General features: G+C 52.6%; 21 protein-coding genes and 1 pseudogene. 15 read left to right on the forward strand and 7 right to left on the reverse strand.

Going from position 1 to position 24,490, the window contains the following annotated elements:
• The first annotated feature begins 145 nt into the window (after positions 1–145).
• Together HG66A1_RS04635 and HG66A1_RS04640 are read left to right on the forward strand one after the other, a co-directional pair.
• Positions 146–1,333 (forward strand): aldose epimerase family protein, encoded by a 1,188-nt coding sequence (locus tag HG66A1_RS04635; RefSeq protein ID WP_145181070.1) that lies wholly within the window; start codon positions 146–148, stop codon positions 1,331–1,333.
• A 39-nt stretch (positions 1,334–1,372) separates the two neighbouring features.
• Positions 1,373–3,850, forward strand: a complete 2,478-nt coding sequence (locus HG66A1_RS04640; protein WP_145181071.1) for a CehA/McbA family metallohydrolase — start codon at positions 1,373–1,375, stop codon at positions 3,848–3,850.
• A 17-nt stretch (positions 3,851–3,867) separates the two neighbouring features.
• Here the strand turns inward: HG66A1_RS04640 and HG66A1_RS04645 are convergent, their stop codons facing one another.
• The 3 genes from HG66A1_RS04645 to HG66A1_RS04655 all read right to left on the reverse strand — a co-directional run bounded on the left by HG66A1_RS04645 (position 3,868) and on the right by HG66A1_RS04655 (position 6,995).
• On the reverse strand, positions 3,868–4,125 hold the full coding sequence (locus HG66A1_RS04645) for a hypothetical protein (RefSeq protein ID WP_145181072.1): 258 nt from the start codon (positions 4,123–4,125) through the stop codon (positions 3,868–3,870).
• Positions 4,126–4,233: 108 nt separating this feature from the next.
• A complete protein-coding gene (locus HG66A1_RS04650; RefSeq protein ID WP_145181073.1) occupies positions 4,234–5,910 on the reverse strand; it encodes a CehA/McbA family metallohydrolase in 1,677 nt (558 codons plus the stop codon).
• Positions 5,911–6,092: 182 nt separating this feature from the next.
• Positions 6,093–6,995 carry a DUF1559 domain-containing protein gene (locus tag HG66A1_RS04655; RefSeq protein WP_145181074.1) on the reverse strand — a complete coding sequence of 301 codons (903 nt, stop codon included), beginning with the start codon at positions 6,993–6,995 and terminating at the stop codon, positions 6,093–6,095.
• 449 nt (positions 6,996–7,444) lie between these two features.
• Here HG66A1_RS04655 and HG66A1_RS04660 point away from each other — a divergent pair, with 449 nt between their 5' ends.
• Entirely contained in the window at positions 7,445–8,341 is an 897-nt protein-coding gene (locus HG66A1_RS04660; protein WP_145181075.1) for a phytoene/squalene synthase family protein, read from the forward strand.
• 88 nt (positions 8,342–8,429) lie between these two features.
• Here the strand turns inward: HG66A1_RS04660 and HG66A1_RS04665 are convergent, their stop codons facing one another.
• Positions 8,430–10,349, reverse strand: coding sequence for a hypothetical protein (locus HG66A1_RS04665; protein WP_145181076.1), 1,920 nt, complete (start codon positions 10,347–10,349; stop codon positions 8,430–8,432).
• A 437-nt stretch (positions 10,350–10,786) separates the two neighbouring features.
• On the opposite strand from HG66A1_RS04665, the gene sppA reads away from it, so the two are divergent.
• Together sppA and HG66A1_RS31845 are read left to right on the forward strand one after the other, a co-directional pair.
• Positions 10,787–11,830: a signal peptide peptidase SppA gene (gene sppA, locus HG66A1_RS04670; protein WP_145181077.1), complete on the forward strand. Its 1,044-nt coding sequence runs from the start codon at positions 10,787–10,789 to the stop codon at positions 11,828–11,830.
• A 40-nt stretch (positions 11,831–11,870) separates the two neighbouring features.
• Positions 11,871–12,704 (forward strand): tetratricopeptide repeat protein, encoded by an 834-nt coding sequence (locus tag HG66A1_RS31845; protein ID WP_197993820.1) that lies wholly within the window; start codon positions 11,871–11,873, stop codon positions 12,702–12,704.
• A gap of 24 nt (positions 12,705–12,728) precedes the next feature.
• On the opposite strand, the gene HG66A1_RS04680 is transcribed toward HG66A1_RS31845, so the two are convergent.
• Together HG66A1_RS04680 and HG66A1_RS04685 are read right to left on the reverse strand one after the other, a co-directional pair.
• Positions 12,729–13,661 carry an alpha/beta hydrolase gene (locus tag HG66A1_RS04680; RefSeq protein ID WP_145181078.1) on the reverse strand — a complete coding sequence of 311 codons (933 nt, stop codon included), beginning with the start codon at positions 13,659–13,661 and terminating at the stop codon, positions 12,729–12,731.
• Between the two features lie 122 nt (positions 13,662–13,783).
• The gene (locus tag HG66A1_RS04685; protein WP_145181079.1) at positions 13,784–15,613 is read right to left on the reverse strand and encodes a UbiD family decarboxylase; all 1,830 of its coding nucleotides are present in this window, start codon (positions 15,611–15,613) and stop codon (positions 13,784–13,786) included.
• A gap of 351 nt (positions 15,614–15,964) precedes the next feature.
• On the opposite strand from HG66A1_RS04685, the gene HG66A1_RS04690 reads away from it, so the two are divergent.
• Both HG66A1_RS04690 and HG66A1_RS04695 read left to right on the forward strand, forming a co-directional pair.
• A complete protein-coding gene (locus HG66A1_RS04690) occupies positions 15,965–17,035 on the forward strand; it encodes a hypothetical protein (RefSeq protein WP_145181080.1) in 1,071 nt (356 codons plus the stop codon).
• A 335-nt stretch (positions 17,036–17,370) separates the two neighbouring features.
• Entirely contained in the window at positions 17,371–17,583 is a 213-nt protein-coding gene (locus tag HG66A1_RS04695; RefSeq protein ID WP_145181081.1) for a hypothetical protein, read from the forward strand.
• Between the two features lie 120 nt (positions 17,584–17,703).
• Here HG66A1_RS04695 and HG66A1_RS04700 read toward each other — a convergent pair whose 3' ends face one another.
• The gene (locus HG66A1_RS04700; RefSeq protein ID WP_145181082.1) at positions 17,704–17,907 is read right to left on the reverse strand and encodes a hypothetical protein; all 204 of its coding nucleotides are present in this window, start codon (positions 17,905–17,907) and stop codon (positions 17,704–17,706) included.
• A gap of 80 nt (positions 17,908–17,987) precedes the next feature.
• Between HG66A1_RS04700 and HG66A1_RS32770 the strand changes: the two are divergent.
• The 8 genes and pseudogenes from HG66A1_RS32770 to HG66A1_RS04735 form a co-directional block, all read left to right on the forward strand.
• Positions 17,988–18,182 (forward strand): annotated as a pseudogene (locus HG66A1_RS32770) (primase-helicase zinc-binding domain-containing protein); the annotation flags it as partial.
• A 144-nt stretch (positions 18,183–18,326) separates the two neighbouring features.
• Complete coding sequence (locus HG66A1_RS04705) at positions 18,327–20,666, forward strand: DUF3987 domain-containing protein (protein ID WP_232106753.1); 2,340 nt, start codon at positions 18,327–18,329, stop codon at positions 20,664–20,666.
• A gap of 82 nt (positions 20,667–20,748) precedes the next feature.
• Positions 20,749–21,174, forward strand: a complete 426-nt coding sequence (locus HG66A1_RS04710; RefSeq protein ID WP_145181084.1) for a hypothetical protein — start codon at positions 20,749–20,751, stop codon at positions 21,172–21,174.
• A 139-nt stretch (positions 21,175–21,313) separates the two neighbouring features.
• Positions 21,314–21,538 carry a hypothetical protein gene (locus HG66A1_RS04715; RefSeq protein WP_145181085.1) on the forward strand — a complete coding sequence of 75 codons (225 nt, stop codon included), beginning with the start codon at positions 21,314–21,316 and terminating at the stop codon, positions 21,536–21,538.
• On the forward strand, positions 21,535–21,945 hold the full coding sequence (locus tag HG66A1_RS04720; protein WP_145181086.1) for a hypothetical protein: 411 nt from the start codon (positions 21,535–21,537) through the stop codon (positions 21,943–21,945). The genes HG66A1_RS04715 and HG66A1_RS04720 overlap by 4 nt, the downstream gene beginning before the upstream one ends.
• A 407-nt stretch (positions 21,946–22,352) precedes the next feature.
• Positions 22,353–22,763 carry a hypothetical protein gene (locus tag HG66A1_RS04725; RefSeq protein ID WP_145181087.1) on the forward strand — a complete coding sequence of 137 codons (411 nt, stop codon included), beginning with the start codon at positions 22,353–22,355 and terminating at the stop codon, positions 22,761–22,763.
• A gap of 62 nt (positions 22,764–22,825) precedes the next feature.
• On the forward strand, positions 22,826–23,194 hold the full coding sequence (locus tag HG66A1_RS04730; RefSeq protein ID WP_145181088.1) for a hypothetical protein: 369 nt from the start codon (positions 22,826–22,828) through the stop codon (positions 23,192–23,194).
• 89 nt (positions 23,195–23,283) lie between these two features.
• Positions 23,284–24,462, forward strand: coding sequence for a tyrosine-type recombinase/integrase (locus HG66A1_RS04735; RefSeq protein WP_197996982.1), 1,179 nt, complete (start codon positions 23,284–23,286; stop codon positions 24,460–24,462).
• Positions 24,463–24,490 lie beyond the last annotated feature (28 nt).

The following is a 24,490-nucleotide window of genomic DNA, read 5'->3' on the forward strand; positions in this document are numbered from 1 at the left end:
CTGAACTCCATTCAGTCGATCAGGGACCAGGCGAACAAATCCTGTTTCTGCATTACATTTACGCATGGATTTGTTATTCTGGTCTGGAGTAATTGAGCAGGATTAAACTGGTCCAGATAACCGGGTCTGAGGAGAGAACACAGTGATGAATCGATGGAAATGCTGCAGCGGACTGTTGAGTGCCCTGATTCTGCTGGCGGGTTGTGCCGGCGAGAAAACTCCGCCTGCTGACCCTTCTCAAACTGCTGCAGATCAAGAACAAACTAAGGATGCCGAAATGAATACCGGAAGTAATTTTCAACTGGGAGTGCAGGCTGAACCTTACGGGACCACCGCCGACGGTCAGGATATTACCCAGTTTCTGCTCTCCAATAATAAAGGGACGAGCGTCAGCATCATCAATCTTGGTGCGATTGTGACCGCCATCTATCTGCCGGACCGGGACGGCAAAACGGAAAACATCACACTCGGCTTTGATTCCCTGGACGGATATGAAAAGAAAGGTCCTTACTTCGGTGCCATCTGTGGCCGCTATGCAAACCGGATTAAAGACGGCAAATTCGAACTGGATGGCAAAACATATCAGCTCGCCCAGAACAACCCACCCAGTCACCTGCACGGCGGCGAATCAGGATTCGATAAAAAGGTCTGGGCTGCCGAAATGTTTTCCGAGAAAGACGCGGTAGGCGTTCGTTTGAGCCTGGTCAGTCCGGATGGTGAAGAGGGGTATCCGGGCAAACTGACTTTGAAAGTCGTCTATACCCTCAACAACGAAAATGAGCTCAAGATCGACTACACGGCGACGACAGACAAAGCCACTCCTATTAATGTGACCAATCACTGCTACTGGAATCTGTCGGGAGCCGGTGACGGAACGGTTTTGGATCACGAACTGATGTTGAACTGTGACAAGTATCTGCCCGTGACAGACGAAGCGATTCCCACCGGCGAACTGGCTCCGGTCAAGGGGACGCCGATGGACTTTACTTCCACTCACAGGATCGGCGAACGCATTGACCAGGTCGAGGGGGGCTATGACCATTGCTGGGTCGTTAATCCGGCCGAAAAACAGCCTGCTCTGACCGCTCGGGCAAAAGATCCAGTATCGGGACGCGTGATGGAAGTTTATACGACAGAACCAGGCGTGCAGTTTTACACCGGGAATTTTCTGGATGGTACTCCGGCCAGCGGCGGCTTTCCCAAGCATGGCGGCTTCTGTTTGGAAACACAGCATTTCCCGAACTCTCCTAATCAGCCTGAGTTTCCCAATACGATCCTCAAACCGGGTGAAGTCTACGAACAGACGACCATCCATAAATTCTCAGTCGAATAAGCTTCGAGAGCGGACTTTCAAACTCGAGAAAGGGCCATCATGGTTTTGCGATTGCTGCCTGCTGCGCTGCTGACTGTTTTGTTGCTGGTTATACCAGCCAAGAATTCCCTGCTGGCAGCCGAATCCGTGGAGGTGGTTGACGTCGAAGGTCAGCCGCTGGGGGCCAATGTTAAACGACTGATTTCTGCCCTGGATTATCTGGGAGCCCCACTGTCTGACGAGCTGGTGCAAAAACTGACTGTCGCCAGCGAACAGCGCAACGCGCGACAGATTCAGAAACTGCTCGACCCCGAAGTCCTGTGTGTGGTCTCGCTGAATCCCGAAGTCCGAACCAAAGTCGCTCGGGGACCTGCACAAGCAGTGCTCCAGCAGGGGGGCTTCACGCCTTTTCTGATCAAAGTGATCAATCAGAGTACGGTGACCCGTCAGTTACAGATCTCCAGTCCGCAGGCAGGTGCCGTCTATTCGGGAGCTGCGTTGAACAGTCTGAAACGGCAGGCGCAAACCGAACTCAATCAGAACGAGAATAAACAGTCGGCCTCGGATCGCTTTCTGGAAGTCGAACTGTTCCAGGCCAGTCCCATGACGGTTCGTCTGAGTGGGCTGGAATGCGAATATGTACTCGCTTTGATTTATTGCCATGAATCGGGCAAACGGGAAGCAACCCTCGGCTTTGATGTCGGGGCCGGCACTCAGGACATCGGATTTCGCGGGGAAGTTCCGATTCTGTTTACCGTGAAAAAGGCAATTCCCGTGAAACTCGCGATCCGGGATTTCGATGGCAAACCGACTGCAGCGCGACTGCAGTTCCGCGATCAACAGAAGCGGGTTTACCCACTACAGGCCAAACGACTGGCTCCCGATTTTTTCTTTCAGCCACAAATTTATCGACAGGACGGCGAAACCGTTCTCTTGCCAGCCGGTGAATTGGAAATGGAATATAGCCGCGGTCCCGAATACCAGCGACTGACTCGAAAGATTTCTGTTTCTGCCTCAGAACCGCAGACCGTAGAAGTCAATCTGCAGCGCTGGTTGAATCCGCGCGATTATGGATTCTATTCCGGGGATCATCATATTCACGCAGCTGGTTGTGCCCACTACGATAATCCGACCAAGGGTGTCACTCCGTTGGATATGTTCAAGCAGGTCAAAGGGGAAGGGCTGAACGTCGGCTGCGTGCTGACCTGGGGGCCCTGCTTTGATGTGCAAAGACAGTTTTTTTCATCCTCAGCCGATCGTGTCAGTGAGCCATTGACGATTTTGAAATATGATCTGGAGATCAGCGGCTTCGGATCGGCCGCCCTGGGTCATGTCTGTCTCTTGAATCTGCAGAATCAGACCTATCCCGGCACCCTCGGAACGGTCAAAGGCTGGCCCAGTTGGACGGTGCCTGTCCTAAGGTGGTGTAAGGAGCAGGGGGGCGTCACCGGCTACCCCCATTCGGCACTGCGGGTGAATCCACCCCAGGCGGCGATCAGAATGATCAATGATCTGGATCGGGATCAGTCTGAATCGATCAACGCGGATGAAGCCGGCCAGGGCCTGTTACCAAAAACGTTCGCATCGATTGACGAAGACGGTGATGGCCAGCTCAATGAACAGGAACTGACACGCGCACTGGAACAGTCTGCTGATGAATTACCGAACCTGGCAGTACCCGAGATGAACGGGGGAGGTGCCATGGAAATCTGTGTCAGCACTGCTGAAGGTGTCTGCGACTTCGTGAGTGCCATGGATACCGAACGGATTCCGGAGTGGAATACCTGGTACCACATTTTGAATTGTGGTTATCCCCTCAAAGTCAGCGGAGAAACCGACTTTCCCTGTATGAGCAGTCGGCGGGTCGGCCAGGGACGCGTCTACGTAAATCTGGGGGATGTCGATGAAGTCGATTTTCCGGAGTGGTGTCGGGGAATTCAACAGGGGCGGTCCTATGTTTCAGACGGCTATGCGCACGCACTGGAATTTCAGGTCGGTGGCCAGTCCCCCGGCTTTGAGGAAGTCCAGCTGAAAGAACCGGGGAAGGTAGAAGTCACTGCGAAGGTCGCGTTTGCCTCAGAGACTCCCCGAGCGGTCGCCTATGGTCTGCTGGATCCCCCCGAGGGAAAACGGGCTGTGGGAGACACGCGTGTCCTGCACGCACCGCGTAATTCCGAATACGTCACCGGGGGCGAGCGGCTGGTAGAGATCGTGAGGAACGGCGAAGTGGTCGCGCGAAAGAAAGTGCCCGCCGACGGTCAGGTGCATGACCTGAAGTTCACGGTTCCCGTGTCACAGAGTAGCTGGATTGCGTTGCGCCAGTTTCCCCAGTTGCATACCAATCCAGTGAATGTGATTGTGGATCAACGTCCGATTCGCGCATCACGGGAAAGTGCACTCTGGTGTGCGGAAACAATCAAATTACTCTGGAAGAACCGTCATCAGAAAATCGCAGAGCGCGAACGACCCGCAGCTGAAGAAACCTATCAGCGGGCCATCCAGAGTTATCTCAAACGGGCGCAGGAAGCGACCCCGTAAAGCGGAATCGATCTGACTTACTTAGAGAGGTCGGTAGAGCGAACAGCCTTCTGCTTCTGGATGCGTGAACGCTGCACTACTTTTTTACCGATCACCACAGCGGCGGCGAACAGGGCGATCGCTGCAAAGGGGACCAGGTGAACCGGCTCTGTGAGGTAATGCAGAATGCCATGCGGATTGGCAGGCTGGCTGGTGCCATGGCCCGGATGTGCAAAAACCTGGGAACTGTGAGCCACGGTAATGATCATCGCCAGAGCGAGATTGAATCGATTCATATCTAAAACACTTTCTAAAGCTGAAGCAGCAGGTGAGAGTACGATTCCTGCCAGATTGCCTATTCTAAAAAAAATAGCTGGCTGGCTCAAGCGATGTTGGGGATGAGTTTAGGGGGAATTGAGTCTGTTTTGCAGTCCCTCGATGGCGTCCGAATACACATCCAGCACAGCCGCCCGTTCCTGCGGATCAGCGAAAAGAAACTGACTGGCGATTTTTTTCCGGTTCTGCTGCATCTCTGTCAGAAACGCTCTGGCCTGTGTCAGATCAAAGTGTGCTTGTCCGTTCCATTTCAGATAAATCGGGCTGGTATGGGCAAACAGCTCTCGCCCATATTCATTGAGGGGCGTCTGTTGTTGCCGCTGAGGATCCTGGGGAACAGAGGGGGAAGGAGTACGAACTGCGATCCACCCCGGTTCGTCAATTTCCAGATTCAAGTCGAGGCGTGCCTCGAAGTGTTTTCCAACGGGTTTTGTACTCTGGGTCTGGATGACTTTGCCGTTGTGAATCAGTTCCAGCTTCTGGAAATCAAGCCGTCCCCGTCCCGTGGCCTGAATTGTCACACGATTCTGTCCCGGTGAGAGTTCAAGCTGATCGCCGACCGATTTCCCGTTGATATGCAGATCGAGCAGGGGGCCATTGGTAATGAAGGTTCGCCCTGACCTCAGGCTCTCCAGCCACGAGGCCGGAGTGACAGGCTCCTGCAGGCGAGCGTAGACGCGTGAGAAATCATATTGGAACCAGTCCGTGCCGGTGGAAAAAGGAACCTGGCAGCCTGCGTTCAGATAGCGATAGAAGCTGTCTTCGTAGGTACTGCGTGTCCCTCCATCAAAGATGTTGAGTGCATGCACGCGGCCTGCCAGGAAATTCGGCGTCGATTCCAGTCCCCAGGCATTATGGCACCAGACAACGGTCGCCTGGTCAGCCAGTGCCGAGCGAATTCCCCGTGCCAGCGGAATGCCATCCGTCCCCTGTTTCATAATCCCGGGACCAATACTCACGGGCTGAATCAACCGCTGGATATCGAGCAGCATCACGTGCCCGTATCCCTCGTCGTAGCCGGTGCTGTTGTGACGATGCTCCTCTCCCCAGCCAAACTGCACTCCGGCTGACCGGGATAATTCCTGCAGATCCTGTTGGGAGTAGCGATTTGAAATGTAGGTCTTGTCGGCAATCGCGCGTTCCAGATAGGAGACGAATACGAGGTCCAGTCGATCCGCAGCGGGGATCTGCTGCAGATAGCGGTCGCACTCCTCGCGGCTGAGCTTCATCAGGTGCAGATGAGTGTTGGCCGTTTTCCATTCCGGGGAAAGATTCGCGAATCGCTTCAGTTTGAGAGTGATTTCCGCGGATGACTTCCCTGCGAGATCGATTTCCGTTCGAGTGAGTTCTGTGGCGAGACCGGAGAAGGCTTCCAGCGTCAGTCGGGAACGAGGGACGGATAACTGACCTGCGCCGGGGATCACGGACCAGCTGTGAATCCCGGCTCGTTCAGATTCCGGGCGGGAGTTCACTCCGGTTCCCCGATTCAGCAGCTCCGGGAGCGGAATCAGATTTCCTTGAGCGTCCCGAATTCGCAGCATGCCTGCTATGACCTGCTGCTGACCTGACGGGGTTTCGGTAAGTTTCAGTGTGATCTGGCAGATTTCTGAGTTCTCTGTTGCTGATGCAGCGGAAGCTGCTTTATCCGGAATCTGCAGCAGGGCCAGATCCGCATTCGCGGGGCTGTACCACCAACAGAGCAGCAGGATCAGAGTGCACGCAAGCGGGGTTCGAAGCAGTCGCATCACGCAATCCTCCCGGGGAGAAGTCTTGGCTCATAGTCTGTATCTGACTTCTCAAGGGTAGTCGGGAGACACGTTCACTGCAAAGGAGACTGGCTTGATCATCAAAATAAAAAACGGTCTGACAGGGAAAGTCCTGTCAGACCGTTCAGTTCGCACACTGTCATGTATGGTTTCAACCAGACTTATTCGTAGTTGGTGATCTCACCGCCGCGGATGCTGGAGAGTGATCGATAGACGCCTTCATCGATATTTTCTGAGATGAAGCGTACGCGGCCGTCTCCAAACAGGAACTGGGCTCCGCCTGTGTGATGGCTGCTGAAATCGTCAAAGTGGGCTGCAGGATCATTCGGGGGATGGTCGGTGGCTCCCAGCGGACGGGCAAAGGTCTCTTCACCCTCGGGAACGACGCCTACCCAGGTGGAGTACCAGCCCTGATCGGCATCCGTTTTGCGTTCGCCGACAAACACGGTCTGCGAAGTCCCGTCAGTGATGTCGCGGAAGCGGGTATTACTGTTCTGATAGAATACGCCTGTGCTTTTACAGGTGGAACCAGCGGGAACAGAGTCGCAGCTGTCGAGTTCCTCATCACCAAAGACACCGATGTAGTTTCCCGTAGCGAGTGTTGCGAGCACAGTCCCGGGACTGCCTTCTTCCTCCAGTTCGAAAGTTTGCGGGGCGGGATCAGAGGGACAGCGATAGACAGAGAGTGAGATATCAATGACGCCAGGGGTTTGAGCGGGATCGTTAATCGCCAGATTAAAGTTAATCTGATTATACAGCGGGCTTTGATCGAGATAAGGCAGGATCATTGTCCCCCAGCCCCAGCCACTGCCATATTCGACATTGGGGCCCACCCCAGGCTGAACTCCAATCCAGCCGGAAGGAAACAGTCCATGGGTTTCGTGATAATTGTGCAGGGCCAGTCCGATCTGCTTCAGATTATTCTTACACTGGCTGCGGCGGGCCGCTTCGCGGGCCTGTTGCACAGCAGGGAGAAGCAGGGCGATCAGGATGGCAATAATGGCGATCACCACCAGCAGTTCAATCAAGGTAAAGCCGCGGCGGGTGTTACTGGCTTTTCGCATGTGAGGACTCCAGAGCGTAATATAAAGATAACACTTGATGAAACAATACGATCATTGTTGCAAATGTTTTGCAGAAGTCAATGTTAATTGCAAGTAAATTGCATTAACTTTCTGTGTGCATCACTTTGTGTATAAGTGACTGAACAAAAGATACAGGGCGGACGCTCGGGAGTAAGAGGGGAACCGCAGGCTCTGTTTGTCTATTTTTCGCGGGGTTACGGCAAAATCAAGAGGATTTCTTTTGGAAAGACTGAGAATCGGTTGTCGAGGGTGGCTGCTGGTTTTCCCCATTTTCCGTTTCTTCAGCTGATAATCTCGAACTGCTGCATTCTGATGTATTAGACAATCTCGCATCAGGGCGTCGCCGATTTGAATTTGACGGGGTGGCGGTTATGATGTCGATTCGATCCCGGACTCACTGAAATCAAGATATCGGTCGCTGAGGCGTCATGACGACTACCCTGGAAAATTCCTATGCCTACTGCCAGCAACTGGCAAAACAGACAGCGGGGAATTTCTATTATTCGTTTCTGGCGCTTCGCAAAGAACAGTTCCAGGCGATGTGTGTCTTGTACGCCTATATGCGGCTGGTCGATGATCTGGGCGACAGTCCGGAACTCTCGCTCGAAGAACGAGGAGCCGCTCTGACACATTGGCGTCAGGAATTACAACGTGCATTGGATCCGCAGCCACAGGATCAGAGTGAGGAGTTTCATCCCTGCCTGCCAGCTGTCGTCGACATGATCCAGCGGTATGAGATTCCCGTCCACTATTTTTTTGACGTGATCACAGGCGTGGAATCCGATCTGCAACCGGTTACTTTCCAGACCTTTGATGATCTGGCGGATTACTGTTATCACGTGGCGGGAGTCGTCGGATTGTGCTGTATTCACATCTGGGGATTTCACGATGATCGTGCTGTGGAGGCCAGCATCGATTGTGGTCTGGCATTTCAGTTGACCAATATTCTCAGAGACCTTGCGGAAGATGCTGACCTGGGACGTGTCTATCTGCCTCAGGAAGATCTGCACCGCTTCGCTTACAGTCAGTCTGATATTCAGGCCCGTGTGTATGACCAGCGTTTTCGCGAGCTGATGCAGTTCGAGGTGGATCGGGCCCGCCTTTATTATCAGAATTCAGAACGACTGTTTGAATATATTTCACCCGAGGGACGACGCATTCTCAAAGCCATGCATCAGATCTACGGTGGCATTCTCAACGAAATTGAGAGACTCGATTATCAGGTCTATACCACCCGGGCCGGGCTTCCCCGCTGGAGGAAGCTGCTGATCGCCGGCGAAGCACTGATCGCGTCCCGCTGGTTCTCCGGACGGGCGGCTCGCTGAATTGTCTGGCCTCTCAACAAAGAAAGCCCCCGATAATCGGAAAGATTATCGGAGGCTTACCAGGAGCAGCAGGAACAAAGCTCACTTTTTATTCGACACCAACATACAGAGCTGGTGTTTTCATAAACACATCCATATTCTTCTGGCTACTGAAGAGGTAGAGTCGGCCCTTGTACCAGGATGCAAAATCCAGCGTTCCCTCTTTGTCATCCTGATTGTCGACCAGGAGAACAATGTCACTTCCGCCGGCAGCCGGTGCGTACTTAGCAGGCTCCCGGTCGAACTTCAGTTTGTTCTCGAGTGAGGCGAACTGATAGTTCATGGATTTGTATGAGGAACTGAATTCCGGACGGGCATCGACGAGCAGTCGGTTGTCTCGCAGGGCGACTGGACAGAAGCCTTTCAACCCTTTGATATTTCCCCGGCTGGCGATCATAGCCATTTTCTTTTCCACAGTGCTGTCCTGCTCAGTCTTGGCGACCTGTTTTTCAGGTTGCGGAGCAGGCGTTTCCAGTTTGGGTTCTGGTTCTGCTTTAAAGGGATTGTCTTCTACCTGAGGAGTCTTCGGCTGTGCTGCTTTTTCAGTCTCCGCGATCTGGGGAGCAGGCACTGCAAACGGATTCTTCTCTTCAGTTTTCGTTTCCGGAGCAGCAGGCTGTGGCTGAGGCTCGAAGGGATTCACCTCTTTAGCAGGTGTTTCCTGGGCCACTTCAGCTGCATTCTCCATCACAGGCTCGGTCTTGGTTTCAGCCTTTTCCGGAGCCACTTCTTTATTGTTTTCTTCCAGAACCAGACCACTGAATGGGGTCTGTGGTGTAGAAGTTTTCTCGACCGGCTTCTTCATACCGTCTGCTTCTTCTTCCGACATTTCGGGAAACAGATTGTTGAAATCATCTTCCGGGTTTTTAGCAACTTTTTCTTCTACCACTTCTACCGTTTTCTCTTCTACGATGAGAGGCAGTTCAGCGGCTTTTTCTTTCAGCATCTTTTCTGCCTTTTCAGCAGCGATTTTCTGCTCTTCCAGACGTTCGGCTGCTTCCTCTGCTGCTTCTTCCAACTCTTCGCGAGCTTCTTCATCCAGTTCTTCCTGTGAAGGAACCATGGATTTGGTGAACTTCGCTTCATCGTCTGCAGTCGGTGTGGTTACGACAGACTCAGGGGCCGGTGCGGGAGGCAGCTCAGGAGCTGCTGAGGTTTGAACTTCTTCGACAGCCGGTGAATCGACGGGTGCTTTTTTAGCAACCTGATTCGATTGAGGCAGTCGTTTAGGAGTCTGCTTGGTTTTGCCAGGCAGAAACTTGTCATACCATTTCCGCTCTTCGGGAGCCGGTGGTACCTGCTGTTGAGGCATGACGACTACGTTCTGAGGAGTGGCGGATGTCTGAGCTGGAGCCGATTGAGCTGGTGTGCTCTGAGCCTGAGCTGCAGGTTGATTGACGGTTCCCCGACCTGCGGCAGATCCACTGTTTGCGGTTTTGGGAAGAGACTGCACCGACATCGGAGGCATCTGTCGACCATCACGACGGTACAAAGCTTCCAACTGACGCTGGATCTCACTCTGTCCCGGCTTGGCTGTGGCCTGTGGAACGGCTGTCTTGTACTGAGGAGCGGAAGGTTGTCCGCTACCCGGCACAACGATCTGTCGTTTCTGTTCGGGCTTCTGCTGTTCCTTGCTGCTACTCTTTTTCTGGAATAACGAACGAGGATCCAAAGTGAATCCGACCTGTTGAATTTCACCAGGCTGGTGATTCACCTTCTGAATTGTTGTGTTCTTCTGCGGGAAACGAACCTGTGGCTCGCTCACGTGACGTGCAGAGTGTATTTCACGTTGAATCGCATTTTTGAGTGTCTTTTGTGGGTTCCGCTCTGTTCTGGCGCTGCGCGGCTTAAAAGAATTGATCTGAACGGCGGTGTCGTCCGCAGTCAGTAAATTCGAATTCGTCAGCACTAAGCCAGAAATCGCGCTGAAAATCAATACGCGAGCGGAGAAGCGAGTTCCTGCTTTCATCTCCTGAAATCTCCTGGTTCCTGAGTTTTGAACTCCGGGGCGACTAAGGTCGCTGGCGGGTGTTCAATAAAGTTTCCGGTTGAATGAATTCCTGAATCGACAAGACTTCATTAATCGGAATATTGCTTTCAAATGGTTGGTTCCGCATAATCGACACAATCATGCAGAATAATCCCTGCTGCGTGTTTCTATCGTCGTTAAGCTGCTCCGGTTTTGATGCCTATGGCGATTGTAGAATCAGATTCTGGCGGGATCTTCGCGACAACCCGGATGACCGTTTTTATCGACAAGCTCATTGCAGTCTTGCTATGGTCTGCAGGTTTGCTATTTTGACAGCGGGGCAATTCAGTGATTTTCACCTGAATTTAGAGTAATTCAGCGAGGATCCTGTACTGTGTCTCGGCAGCAAACCACATGAAATCAAGGAGTTAGATCAAATGACAGACCCAAAGCCCACAGGAGAGGCTCCCCGGCCGGAATCCGATCCGCATCAGGGGCCTCCACCACCGCCTAAACCTCCCCGCAGGAATTGGCTGGCTCGGATTCTGTTGCTGCTGTTACTGGTGTCCGTCCTGTTTAACCTGGGTTTCTACGCCATGTACCAGGAGTTCTTCGCCTCCAGCGATGGACCTTCTGAGCAGTTTGAGAGCGGCGATCAGTTCGCTGAGCAGAAAATCGCCATCATTTCCATTTCGGGGACGATCATGCCGCCGTTCACGGAACGGATTCTCAGAGCAATCGAACAGGCTGACAAAGACGACCAGGTCAAAGCCGTGCTGCTTGAAGTCGACAGCCCCGGCGGTCTGGTCGCAGACAGCCATCAGATTTATCATCGCCTGGTCGAACTGCGCGAAAAGAAGCCGATTGCGGTTTCGATGAAACGGATGGCTGCTTCCGGTGGATATTATGTCTCCATGGGGGCCGGAACCGACGGAGTAATTTTTGCCGAGCCGACCACCTGGACGGGATCTTTAGGTGTGATCATTCCCCGCTTCGATTTAAGTGGCCTGGCAGATAAGGTAGGCATCGTTTCCGATCCGCTGAAAACGGGAGAGTTCAAAGATGCGTTGAATCCGTTCCGGAACATGACCAAACGGGAACGGGAAGTCTGGGATCATATTCTGGATGAGTCGTATCAGCGATTCATCAACATCATTGCCGACAACCGTAAAGATCTGGATTATGACCAGGTTAAGAAACTCGCGACCGGGCAGATTTATACCGCCACCGATGCCAAAGCGAATGGCCTGATCGATGAAATCGGCTATCAGGAAGATGCGATTGCCTATTTGCAGAAAAAAACGGGATTCGAGAAAGTTCGTGTGATACGATACACGCATCCGGCTTCGCTGGCAGATATTCTGCTCAGCACTGCTGAAGCGGGGCAGGTGGAAAACCGTAAACAGGCGCTGCTCGAATCCACCGTACCCCGGGCGATGTATTATACCTCCTGGCTCGGAGATGTACCGGGGCTGCAGTAAGCCGGATTTCCAGAGATACAACATAAAATAAAGCGTGCCGATGTTTGCCCAACAAGAACCTGTATCCACACCTCCACCGGACCCCTATCTAAACGATCCGGCTTTGTATGGAGCTCCTTCGCCTCTCTGGTCATTCATGGAGAGCGTGATTGGCATCGTTGTAATGGTGTTCTGGATCTGGATGCTGATCGACTGTCTGCGCAAGGATCCGGATCGGTTCTTGTGGTTCTGGGTGATCCTGTTCTTTCCCCCTTTTGGCGCACTGATCTATTTCTTCCTGCGCTGGTTACCTTCAAATCAGTTCCAGCTGCCGGAATTTGCCCGGCCTTTTTTTCGGCAACGACGGCTGAATGAACTGGAAACGGCTGCCATGCAGATTGGGAACCCGTACCAGTTTGTCCGCTGGGGGGACGCCCTGAAAGACGCTGGCATCAACCAAAAAAGTCTGGAAGCCTATCAACAGGCACTCGCAAAAGAACCCGATAACCTGCAGGCTTTGTGGGGCGCAGCACAAATCGAGATGAAGTTCAAAGAATTCGAAACAGCCCAGCAGCGCTGTAAACAGATTCTGGAGGCGGACCCCGAATACAAGTTCGGCGATGTCTCGCTCATGTACTGTAAAACCGTTTGTGAGCTGGACTCTGCAGAGCAGGCACGTGAGGAACTGGCCCGACATGCCAAACGCTGGCGTCAGCCTGAGGCACTTTATCTGCTGGCTACACTTGAAGCAGAAGCCGGCGATCATCAGGCCGCCCGCAAGACACTGCAGGGCATGCTGCTGGATATTAATGCCAGTCCCCGCGGTATCGCACGGAAATTTGTCCGCTGGAAAAGTAAGGCCCGCCGCCTGCTCAAACGCCTGCCGCGATCTTGAAAGCTGACTGCAGTCAGTTCCGGTTCAGGACTTCTGCTGTGCTGCCTGACGAAAATTCTCCGCATGGAACTGCATCAGTTTCAGACCTTCCTTCTGATAGATCTGCTGCGCACTGTGAGGAACGTCAGGTACGATCAATGTCTCGAACGGGATCTTGAGCGATTTTAGAAATTCCATGTAGGCGAGATTATTCTCGTAATTGAAGCCCTTTGTACCAACGTGAATCAAAATTCGCAGTGGGGGCTGAGGATCCTTTGCATATTTACGGGCCAGATCATAAGTGTTATCCCCAGGGACAAAGATCAGGTTCTCACTTTCGCGCCCATTGTTCTCTGAGATCCGTTTTTCCGTCGCCTGGCCAGCACCGCCCGGTGCTGCGGAACAGAAGAGTTCCGGATGTTTGAACATGATACGTGTCGTTCCCCGGCCTCCCTGGGAAAATCCTTCAATCGCACGGCCTTTGCGATCGGCAATGGTGCGATAGGTGGCATCGATATGCGGAATCAGTTCTTTGACGAAGACGTCTGCCCCCATGGCGTGCTTACGGTCTGGCAGGTTGTAATGACTCACCGGTCCCCCGTTAACGAAGACATAGATCATGGGATCGACCTTGCCTGCAGAGATTTGCTTATCGATATACTGAGCCAGTTTCACGCTTTTGATTTCACTACCAGGACGACCACCATGCAGATAGTAGACTACGGGAAAACGTTTCATTTTATTTTCGGCGTTCCGGTACTGCGGAGGCAGGTAGATGCAGTAGCCAACGTCCACATTCATCGACGGGCTGCGAAACGTGGCATGCTTGACCCCGGGGATTTCCTGTTTCAGTTCATTCACCCATTGGAAGGGTTTTCGTTTCTTTTTCTGTTGTTGTCCCTGGACGGGAATCGAGAACAGGATGACGGAAACAAGAGCTGCCAGGCTGGTGCGCAGAATATGGTTCGGGTACATCATGGAAATGGTTCACTCCGGTGCAGGAAACTGGTGAATCAAAGGACTGATCAGAAATTGTAAACGTTCGCCTGTGTTCCTGTCGAAACCGTTTCCGTGTTCCACTGCAATATTTCCGAAAACGTTTAGATGATTCCGTGCAGCGGACCGTCGGGCGCTCCCAACTGATCGACGCGCCGGGTGATCTCGGGATCTTCGATCAGGGGAGGGGCATGATGCGGTTTAATACGGGCATCAATGACGAGCGCACCTCGACATCCCCAGTGCTTCTGCTCGGTGAAGGCGTCAATCCCATCAATATCAGATGCAGGATTGGAGCGGGTGAAGACGGTCCACAGGAAATTATTCAGACTGGCTGCAGTGAAATCGCTGTCATCGACAAGCACAACCAGCGGGAAGCGGTTCAACGGATGGGAGGCATCCAGAGCTGCACAGAACTGTCTCAGGTCCTGGTTCCCTTCTACAAAACGGGGGGCATGAACCGCCAGAATTCCGGGATGACACAGACGTGGTGCGGTAAACCCGTCCGGCAGGGAGAAGTCTCCGGGAATTTCGGTAGCCAGTTCACGCGACACAGGTCCTGCCGCAGCCATGACGACCTTGGAGCCCATGTTAAAGCCGGTGCCGGAATAATCGAGCGTGTCGATGGTGGTGCAGGTCTGGAAATGCAGATCCCTCCGCCAGTCAATCCGCTCCAGCAGATGCGAGAGGAAGTCGTCAATCTCTTCCGCATCCAGTTCCGGATTGTCTTCGCGGGCGACGATCATCAGGTATTTCGCCAGGCTCAATTGCCCCTGTCCCAGAATCGCATTGGCGTTCGTCAGAATTTCCTGGGGTTTGCGCTGTTGATCGTAGGGGGTATAGCGTTCGCTGCCCACCGCGAGTAACAGGGGATGCACGCCGGCCGCATCTACAGCGTGTACCTGATGCACACCCGGAATCACCGAGGGTATTGCTGGCCCGGTGATTTCATGAATGATCGCGCCAAAAGCAGTATCTTCCTGGGGAGGACGACCCACCACAGTGAAAGGCCAGATCGCGTCTTTACGATGATAGACTGCTTCTACATTCATCACCGGAAAAGGATGCTTGAGACTATAGTAACCCAGGTGGTCTCCAAATGGACCTTCGGGCAGCAACTGTTCGGGATCGACCCAGCCGGAAATACAGAAATCAGCGTCCGCATAAATTGGTAGTCCCCCCGGATTACGGACCATGCGAATCGCCCGTTTACTCAGGGCGCCGGCAAAGGTAAGCTCGGAGAGTCCTTCGGGTAAAGGCATGACAGCAGAGAGTGTCATTGCAGGAGCACCGCCGACAAATACATTCACTTTGAGGGGCTCACCTTTCTCGATCGCCTCCGCATGATGCACGCCGATGCTGCGATGAATCTGGTAATGCAGGCCGATCTGACGGTTCGGTTGATAGTCATTTCCGGCCAGTTGAATACGGTACATGCCGAGGTTGGAATTCATCAGTCCACCGCGACGCGGGGATTCTGTATAAACCTGGGGCAGAGTGACAAACGGGCCACCGTCATCAGGCCAGCTTTTGAGTTGCGGCAGGTCTTCAAGTTGAATCCGGTTCTGCATGATCGGGCCTCGCGAACAACTGCGAGGCAGCATATGCAGCAAGGAAAAGGGAACGTCACGATATCGCCATGGATGTTTCCAGAACTGGGTGGGGTCGACCTTGAGTTCGACCAGATGATTCACGGCGCGGAGTGCATCGCGAAAAATATAGCGGGTGCGATCAATGGTACCAAACAGATTGCTGACCATCGGGAAACGGCAGCCGCGCACATTTGCAAAGTAAACCGCAGGTCCACCTGCCTGGTAAACGCGGCGCTGGATTTCCGCTGCTTCCAGGTTGGCATCGATTTCCTGCTCGATTCGAATCAGTTGCCCCGTCCGTTCGAGGTCATTGACGCATTCACGCAGTCCGCGGTATCCCATCGGGGCACGTTTCCATTCATCCAGTATTAAAGCTTGTTCAGATTCCAGTCAGCAGATTAACGGTTGCCAGTGAATTATACCACGCATAACACACCGGAACACTGGATTGCTGTTCCGTTCAACCCCTATGGGCACCATGAGAGCGGCACTTGATCAGCGAAAACTGACCAGATACAAACCGCTTGAATTGTGCTATAATGGACTGCGGTCAGCCTGCGGAGGCTTGATAGTGTGGCAAGTTACGTAACAGTGCTTCCGGGTGTGGAGTAGCTCTCCCGTGGCTGTCTCTGGTGTGAAAGATCATCCGTCATTCCAGAGATGGCCAGCCCGGGCTTTAGGGATGATGACAAGATGAGCAATTTCTACAATCGACCGAATCGCAAAGGCGGGTTTGTCCACTTGGAATCGTGGTTCAATGATGCACTAGACCTGCTTGGTGTCCTCAGTCTCAAGGTGAGGCGGACACTAGCCGATACCCGTGATATTGTTAAGTGTGTCTCACTCAGGGAAACGCTTGACCAATTTTCAAATGGTTCTGATTCATTCGTAAGAGTGCAGCGCCTGAAAGAGAATTACGATAACGCTGGATTCTCACAGACACTGGAAGACATCAAAACAGCGTGTGGCACTGAGATATTAGCAGAGACCTGTCTAATTAGCCTGAATGGCCGGGAGTTTCTTACTGCTGCAGAAGCGCTTTACAGCCTGCTTGTATCAATCATGCAGGTGCGAACAACCCTTGACTATGCCGTTAAAGATTACGAAGAGACTCGACGTGCTTTTCTGGAAGAGGGTGAACCGGAAGACTGGGACCAGGAATGGTACGGCTCTGTTTTGTTTCAGGTTGGCGAATTATCAACTTGTGGTCTGAACGATGAGGCACTGAATCAGATTAGGAAGCTGTTCGACCGTCAGAAGTATGGATACAAAAACTGGCTGAGTAGTGACGCGGTGGTACAGCAGAGAGGAGTTTATAAGGATCCAAGACAGCGGTTCCATGAACAGGGGAGAGAGTTGCGACAGCGTTCCCGTGAGTTTGGGCGTATCACTCGCAGCAAGTCAGACCAGACACCAGACCAGCCACAGCCGGACACGGTCACTACAGGGGACGAAAAACAGAGGCAGCCACAGGGAAAAACCAAGAATCAAAAACCAGCTAAAAAGAGTGGGCGCCCCCCAAAAGATCAGCAACAAAAATGGCTTGGTGAGGCATTGCTCATACTGGCGGACAATCCCGACTGGACTAATGTTAAAATTGCCAAAGCGGTGGGGGTCACCCCGTCTACCCTTGGCAGGAATCAAGTATGGAAAAACGCCAGAAAGGCAAACGCGGGGGACGGACCGACAAAAGGACATGTGAGCAATGATAGAAATGGTTCCCCTTATGTAGACGGGGAATATTACGACCACAACGAGGACTAAAATCATTGAAATGCAATCGTAAATGCAAAATCAAAAAAACTTTCAGCCCTGAATAACAGTCTGAAACGGCTTTTCAGAGCAGAAACAATGCAATGCAAATGCAAAACGGCGTGTACCTGTAGAGGTATGCGTCGTTTTTTTTATGGAGCATTCGAAATGAACACGAAGCAGATTAAACAAACAGAGGAGGACATTGCAGCCAGCCTGATCAATTCTTTCGCCGGTCTAGTGCATGCCAGACTGCGGGGGCTGTTCTCCAAGGCTGTAATGTATGAGTGCGAGCTTAGAGAGTCGGGAGTCAATGTCAGTTTTACCAGTGAAAAAGGAGGTGAGTCATGCAGCAATCAGGCTCTGTAGTTGTCGGTGAGGTCGAGCCTGACAAGCTCTACACATTGGAGTCGTTTAAAAAGGCCACTGGTCTGAAGGATTGGGCGCTGAGAACTGCCCGAAAGGCTGGGCTGAAAATGCATCAGGCAGGAAATCGGAAATTCGTGAAAGGACAGGACTTTATTGACTATCTCGAATCGTTGGACACTGCAACCAAGTAACAGAACAACCCCCAAAGCTGGACGGGCTCAGGGGGTTGCAAGTGTTCCCATTAAGGCAAGCAAATAGGAAGCAATCAAGGTAACTCAATTATGTTGAATATTTCAGCGAACACAACCCCATTACGAAAAAGTAAATTCAATTTCCACTCCATCCATCTGACGAGCACAGATCCTGCGGAGGTGTCCGTCAGTCTCACCATTCCCGGCATTCTCTTCACCATCAATTCCACTATGGCCGGTAGTCAGTTTTACTCCTATCCCCAGTTTCAGACGGTCGTTTCCCTGGAACACGGTGTAATCCCGTACGTTCCAGAGATCGAGCAAGAGCAGTGCATTCCCACTCGATCACGAATATGGCGTGAGCTGATCCTTGCTAATGCCTCAGAGCTGGTCGGGGGTGCTAAATGATAACGAAACACCACGATAAGGAGATCGTTTCAGGGCAACTCAGGGGGAATGAGGTTCCCTTTCTGGTCAGCCTTGGGATACCTGCTGACTGTCTGGACGGGAGGCACCATCCCTGCCCCAAGTGTGGGGGTTCAGATCGTTTTCGGTTCGATCCGGTTAAAGGATTCGCAATCTGTAACCAGTGTTTCAGCCAAGGCAACGGGGATGCAATCTCTATTGCTCAATGGTGGAACGGGATACCGTTTCCAGATGCTGTGAATCTGGCCGGTGAATACCTGAATGTTTCCAACTCCCAGCCAGTGAAGCGGGAGAAGCCAGCACCAAAGAAACCAGCGGTGCCTGTATCAGATCAGATTGAACGACTGGAAGCCGATCAGGGCAGGTTCGATGCATGGGCTGAAACCAAACCCCCGATAACGGGGGCAGCGGTTGCCAAGTCGGGCGCGTTGCTCTGCCTCTGGCCGAAGAGAGCACCACAGGGCAAGCAGATCGAGTGCATTGCGTTCCCTGCCTATCGTGATGGCTCAGAGCCTGCGGGAATTATTCTCTATCGGTCGAACGGGGAAAACTTCCCAGAGATCGAGAACGGACCAGGAGAGCGCAAGACGCATCTTTTAAAGGGCTCTCAGGATGGCTGGGTGATATCTGGCGATCTGGACGCAGCGGAAACCATTATCAAGGTTGAGGGGGTTCCTGATTGGCTGGTACTCGCTCCCCACGTTCCAGACGGCTATGCAGTTGTGACCAATACCCATGGCGCGGGATCTGCTGCCAAGAATTGCCCACTCGATCCGTTTAACGGGAAACGGGTAATCATCATCGGGGATGCCGACGAGAGCGGCGTGAGTGGTGCTAATGGGCTGGCCCGGGAGGTTTCCCCGTATGCACTGGAAGTCAAGGTAATCATCCCAGACGGTGAGATTGCCGAGAGGGGCGGAAAGGATTTAAGAGACGTTATGAATGAGAATCTGCAGTCTGGCTACTCCCTGCAGGATACCGTCAGAGGGATCTTGAAAAAGGCAGAACAGCAAGAGCCATTTCAGCCGGTTGAAGATGAACCAGCACGGGATGAGACGGACGACGGACCAGGCATAGAGCACAAAGAGCCGGAGCAATACGAGTCGATACCCGTTGACTGCTTCCCCTCTGTTCTGGCCAAGTATGGAAAGGAAGCTGCGGACTGTATCGGCTGTGATCCATGCTTTGTGATGCTGCCTTTGCTGGTGGCGACTGGCTCACTTCTGGGTGGTAAGCGGTGCCTGTTCTTTAACTCGAAATATCAGATTCCCTCTAACCTCTGGGGCGCTGTAGTGGCTCCCAGTGGGACAGGTAAATCCCCGGGATTCAATGCTGCCCTATCTCCCATGTTCAAGCTACAGGCTTTTATTGAGGAAAAGAACCGGGAGGCGTTCGACCAGCACGACAAAGACAGGCTCACTTATGAGTCAGAATTGAAGGACTGGAAGCAGAAAGCGCGGAAGGCAGACACAATCCCCCCTGATGAACCGGAGAAGCCAGAACCACCAGCGGTGAAGGCGTACACAATCGACGATTCGACATCAGAGGCAACGGTACTGTTGCTGAAAGATAATCCGAACGGGTTTCTGCAGCAAAAGGACGAGCTGTCAGGGCTGTTTGCAGATCATGATAAATACACGAAAGCAAAGGGCTCGGATGCTGCGATGTATCTGAAAGCCTTTGACGGAACACCACTGCAGAACCACAGGAAGGGGGACAGGAAGCCAATCTACATCCCCAGACCGTTAATCAGTCTGGCCGGCGGTATTCAGCCAGCAATCCTGAAGGTGTCGATTCCGCATACTTACCGGCAAAACGGAATGATGGGGCGTTTCGTGTTCGTATATCCCCCAGAGAAGCCGTTACCGCTTCCCTCTACCAAAGGTGTGTCCGAAAAGACAGAGAGAGAAATTGACCAGCTGTATCAAACCCTCTGCGATCTGGCACCATACAAGACCCTGGACAACGGCGGGTACGTCCCCCAGAGGGTCTATCTGTCTGATGATGCCATGAGAGCCTATGAACGGTTCTTTAATCAGAATCGGGATGAGTGGTTCTTTAAGGGCGATCTGGTGCGGTCCGCATGGTCTAAATTCAATCAGATCGTGCTGAGAATCGCGCTAATATTCCAGTGTGTCGAGAATGCCACCAGTGGCGACGATGGGCAGCGGGTGAGCCTGCAGACGATGCAGAACGCAATCCGCCTGACTGAGTTCTTTAAAAAGGAAACTCTGCGGGTGTATCGAATTTTTGATTCCGAGGATGAGCCAGAAGAAACCCCAGAGCAGAAGCAGTACAGACGCCTGTTTGAGTTTGTGAAGGACAAAGGCGGTACTGTCTCAGTCCGTGAGACTCAGCAGGGTGTGAGGTTCAAGACTGCGGATGAGACGGAAAAGGCACTTGGCGAGCTGGTTAAAACCGGGGCTGCAGAGTGGGTAGACATCCCCACAAAAAAGAAAGGCAGACCATCCCGGGGGATCAGTTTGAAAAACATGAAACAGTGTAACAGTGTAACACAACAGCAAAAACCGCTTGTTTTAAGCGGTAGTGTTACAGGAGAGGGTGAGTTTTCAGGCTTTGAACCATTCCAAGAGCCGGAACAGGCCGAAGCCACAGCGCCGGATGATCTGGGGGATTTCATGGAATATCTGGACTAACAACGAGCGTTTCCGGTGCCCTGCTTCTGTCATGGCCGGGCGCCTCATTTTCCCAAGGCAAGCAGATAGGAGAGTTCTACAGATGGTGAGCAAGACATTCAAAATTGAATTAGAGGGCGTCAACGATTGGATTACGACTGAAGGGGCAGAGGGGAAACTCAAGCGGATTGCGGGTGCCTGCGGATTGCGGGTTCTGTCTCTCCAGCCCCTTGACGAACAGGAAGACCCAGACGCCAGTATGCAGGCCCGGTTAATTGACTGGATCCGGGACCAGGGCGGCACTAGCTCAGTAGGGGACGTGGTGAAGGCGTTTGGTTTCCGGTCTGCAGAGGATGCGTTTCAGATGATGCGAAGACTGACTGATTCCGGCGCGGGGTGCTGGCTCAGTCTGCCTCTTGAGGCTGCTGGTGTCCCGCTTGCGGTGGTTGAACTATTCGACTCTGGCCGGAGCGTCCTATCTGGGCTTCAGACTGCATCAGGTGCCCCACAGGAGACAGGAGTAATATAACGAGCGTTATTCCATCTGCGGCGAGTGGGGGACGTCAGCGGGGCTTGTGGGTCCTCTGGATCGACTCCACCAGCTGCAGACCTACGAGCAGTAACGGCGTCACAGGTAAGTTTACGAACGCACTGAAAAGGATTGTGAGATGAAAGCAGAGCTGAGAGTGGAAGCAGAGACGGTCAGTGATGGCGCGTGTTTGGAAGAGTTTGAAAAGGCAATAGCACAGGCGGCGGGTTCCTGCGGAATGCGGGTGGTCTCAATCCATGGCGGGGATTCACTGGCAGAGCGGATAGCTGAGGCCGGAATGATCGACGCGGCAAAGCGTGGTTTCTTCGATGGTGAAGGACAGACACCGGAGCAGAACCGATGACAGTGATACCCGGAAGGAAGAAACGGAAAGAGTTTCTCAAGGAACTGAATCGGCATCTCGACAAAGGCAATACAAAGGGCCGTAAGCGTGCCTATGTTGCGATTCCGATTGATCGACCGGAGGCAAAGCAACTGCAGCCAGAGCCACAGGAGCAGCCTCAGACGGTGCCTGCTGATGATCTACCGGAAGTATTCGAAATCCTACCATCACAGCGGACATTTAACGTGAATCCTGATTGTGGGGATGAGGTGTTCATCCATGTGATTAACACCTCTGATCCGGTCAAAGCTCAGCAGAAAGCAGAGAGCTATCTCAAGCGACACGCGCAGGACTTGCTAGAAGCCGGTCAGTTGGACACCAGACAGCATGAGCAGAACTGTACCTGCTCGAATGAATGGTTGAATTGATCCGCCTGTATCCCGTCTCTGTCTGGCATGGAAGCCGGGCCGGGGTGGGGCCTGCGGGCTTGGGTCCTCCTGACGGATTCAACGCGCGCTACTGGGAACACTGCGACCAAAACCCGCACATAATATTTTTTTAAGAGTGTCCGTCGGTCCTATTATGAAGCACCAACACAATAAAAACAGGTCATGTTATGGGGTGGTGAAGGACTCGCATACGACACGGGCGGCGGTTAATAAAGTGGGTCCCTCTGGGATGGGGTATAGCGCGTCAGTTTCCCACTATGGAAATCTTGGGCGTGAAATGTTTTTCAGGGCTGCATCATCATCACCACTATGGCCGGAACAGGTGCTGTAATCTCAGCAGAATGAGTGGGGCGGTGAGTGATGCACACAAATTGAAAGGAATGGAAATGGTAGTTACGAAAGAGCGAGTAGAGACGGTTACAGACTTGGCGGTACAGCTGGAGGTAAGCCGCCGAACTATTCAGGACTGGAAAAAGAAACCAGGGTTCCCAGTAGAGCGGGATGGTTCGTTCATCCCGTCCAAGGTTGCGGAGTGGAGAAAGCGAACATTCACAGAGAGACATGATTTTAAAGACCGTCTAAGGGGCAACCGGGTAACAGATCAGGTTCAGACACTGCTTGAAGAGTTGCGGGAACTGCCAGACGAAATGGCGAAGATGTTGCCAGAGGACTACCGGCAGGACTGTTCGCGGTGGTTTGAGCTGTCTCTTGAAGAGGCAATCAGGAGGGCGTTTGACGGTGGTCAGTGGGGCCTGATGTACGAAAAGGGAGAGCTGAGAGCCACAGGGCAGCGGTGATTGCGATAAATCAACAGAATGAGAATTGATGTTTTACTTATTATTTAACAGGACACAAGGCAATGATCAAAGATGAGGACTTCCCGAACGAAGGCGAAACCATAACAGCCAAATACGAAGACTATTTCACAATCATGATTGAGGGACATGAAGACCCTGATTTGTGTTATGTCGCAATACACTGGCTCCCATCCAAGACGTTAATTGCTTTCAAGGATCCAATCGGAAAAGACCGTTCACACTGGGCAATCTCTGCGATTTTCGCACAGTATCCGGGCACAGAGTTTGAAGTTGAAAAGAAGGCGGCAGTCTCAGACAGCAAAAACAACATAAATCAAAGTTATGAATTTGCAATGTCTGGCGGCGGTCATACAGCAGAATACAAAGTCTTGGACGAGATGCGAGAGGCAGCCCACTTGAAGGGTTATTGAGCGATAGTTTTTTCAGAAGTAACAGAAAAGGAGCTGAAACAATGATCAATGTGTATCTATGCAAGCGGAAGACTAGCAGCAACTATTACATGCGGTGGACTGATCCTGAATCTGGCCGGGATATCTGGCAGAGCACTAAGACCAGGATCAAACGAGATGCCGAACGCCTACAGCGGTCAACAGAGCGCGAGTTAAACGAGGGGACATTCTGCAAGCTCTCCCCGATCAGCTGGGTAGAGTTCCGTGATCGGTACGAGACAGAGCAGGCGGTATCATTGGCTGCCCGGACGCAGAACAAAATCAATACCGTGATGAACTATGTGGAAAGACACCTGAACCCTAAGAAGCTCAGGGAACTGAACGAAACGAAGATCAGCAAGCTGGTTAAGAAGCTCAGGGAGCAGGGGCTTGAAGAGATCACGATTAAGTACAGTCTCGGACACCTGCGGTCTATGCTCAACTGGGCAAAGACGCAGAAGCTGATAGCACAGGTTCCCGAGTTCCCGAAACTCAAGCGGGCCAGAGGTAAAAAGGTAATGCGTGGTCGACCGATCACACTTGAAGAGTTCGAGCGTATCATTAAGGCAATCCCGGCGGTGATGAAACCACTCGGGCAGACACCAGCCAGCATGGAGCGACACAGGCAGGTTGTCCAGTCGTGGGAGTTCTATCTCTGGGGCTTGTGGTATTCCGGTCTGAGGCTCACAGAGTCCCTACAACTGCACTGGGAACGCGAGGATGGTCTATTCGTCGATCTGGACGGAGAGTTCCCCATAATGCGAATCAGGGCCGAAGCTGAGAAAGGGAACAAAGACCGACTCTTGCCGATCACCCCAGACTTTGCAGAGTTCCTGCAGGCAGTACCAGAGGACCAGAGAACCGGGCCAGTGTTTAAGCCACTCCCGAACCGATGCCACGATACGGAACTGATCAGGGAATCAATCTCGAGACTGGTTGCCAAGATGGGAGAGAAAGCGGGTGTGATCGTCGGTGATAAAGGGAACATCGACAAGGTAACCGGGGAGCGAAAACCCCGCTACGCGTCTGCTCATGATTTCCGTAGGGCGTTCGGTGTCCGATGGTCCCGCAAAATGCAGGTGTTCGAGCTGAAAGAGCTAATGCGACACCAGAGCATTAAAACGACTGAGGAATTCTATCTGGAACAACATACGCAGGATACCGCGCGGTCGATCTGGGCAGCCTGTAAGGTCGATCAACGGGATAATTCACGTAACAGTTCAGGGAGTGCCGACCATGCGAAGCAGTAACAGTGCGTTATATACTGTATTTGTAGTG

Source organism: Gimesia chilikensis, assembly GCF_007744075.1.
In the GTDB taxonomy this organism is placed as follows: Bacteria; Planctomycetota; Planctomycetia; order Planctomycetales; family Planctomycetaceae; genus Gimesia; species Gimesia chilikensis_A.

What these genes read in the sequence shown, in the direction of transcription:
- HG66A1_RS04645 (WP_145181072.1), bottom strand. Translation starts at nt 4,125, where the DNA reads ATGAATCGATTCAATCTCGCTCTGGCGATGATCATTACCGTGGCTCAC.
- HG66A1_RS04665 (WP_145181076.1), bottom strand. Translation starts at nt 10,349, where the DNA reads ATGAAAGCAGGAACTCGCTTCTCCGCTCGCGTATTGATTTTCAGCGCG.
- HG66A1_RS04695 (WP_145181081.1), top strand. Translation starts at nt 17,371, where the DNA reads ATGCAGCAATCAGGCTCTGTAGTTGTCGGTGAGGTCGAGCCTGACAAG.
- HG66A1_RS04680 (WP_145181078.1), bottom strand. Translation starts at nt 13,661, where the DNA reads ATGATGTACCCGAACCATATTCTGCGCACCAGCCTGGCAGCTCTTGTT.
- sppA (WP_145181077.1), top strand. Translation starts at nt 10,787, where the DNA reads ATGACAGACCCAAAGCCCACAGGAGAGGCTCCCCGGCCGGAATCCGAT.
- HG66A1_RS04655 (WP_145181074.1), bottom strand. Translation starts at nt 6,995, where the DNA reads ATGCGAAAAGCCAGTAACACCCGCCGCGGCTTTACCTTGATTGAACTG.
- HG66A1_RS31845 (WP_197993820.1), top strand. Translation starts at nt 11,871, where the DNA reads ATGTTTGCCCAACAAGAACCTGTATCCACACCTCCACCGGACCCCTAT.
- HG66A1_RS04720 (WP_145181086.1), top strand. Translation starts at nt 21,535, where the DNA reads ATGACAGTGATACCCGGAAGGAAGAAACGGAAAGAGTTTCTCAAGGAA.
- HG66A1_RS04715 (WP_145181085.1), top strand. Translation starts at nt 21,314, where the DNA reads ATGAAAGCAGAGCTGAGAGTGGAAGCAGAGACGGTCAGTGATGGCGCG.
- HG66A1_RS04650 (WP_145181073.1), bottom strand. Translation starts at nt 5,910, where the DNA reads ATGCGACTGCTTCGAACCCCGCTTGCGTGCACTCTGATCCTGCTGCTC.
- HG66A1_RS04685 (WP_145181079.1), bottom strand. Translation starts at nt 15,613, where the DNA reads ATGGGATACCGCGGACTGCGTGAATGCGTCAATGACCTCGAACGGACG.
- HG66A1_RS04730 (WP_145181088.1), top strand. Translation starts at nt 22,826, where the DNA reads ATGATCAAAGATGAGGACTTCCCGAACGAAGGCGAAACCATAACAGCC.
- HG66A1_RS04640 (WP_145181071.1), top strand. Translation starts at nt 1,373, where the DNA reads ATGGTTTTGCGATTGCTGCCTGCTGCGCTGCTGACTGTTTTGTTGCTG.
- HG66A1_RS04635 (WP_145181070.1), top strand. Translation starts at nt 146, where the DNA reads ATGAATCGATGGAAATGCTGCAGCGGACTGTTGAGTGCCCTGATTCTG.
- HG66A1_RS04660 (WP_145181075.1), top strand. Translation starts at nt 7,445, where the DNA reads ATGACGACTACCCTGGAAAATTCCTATGCCTACTGCCAGCAACTGGCA.
- HG66A1_RS04710 (WP_145181084.1), top strand. Translation starts at nt 20,749, where the DNA reads ATGGTGAGCAAGACATTCAAAATTGAATTAGAGGGCGTCAACGATTGG.
- HG66A1_RS04735 (WP_197996982.1), top strand. Translation starts at nt 23,284, where the DNA reads ATGCGGTGGACTGATCCTGAATCTGGCCGGGATATCTGGCAGAGCACT.
- HG66A1_RS04725 (WP_145181087.1), top strand. Translation starts at nt 22,353, where the DNA reads ATGGTAGTTACGAAAGAGCGAGTAGAGACGGTTACAGACTTGGCGGTA.
- HG66A1_RS04690 (WP_145181080.1), top strand. Translation starts at nt 15,965, where the DNA reads ATGAGCAATTTCTACAATCGACCGAATCGCAAAGGCGGGTTTGTCCAC.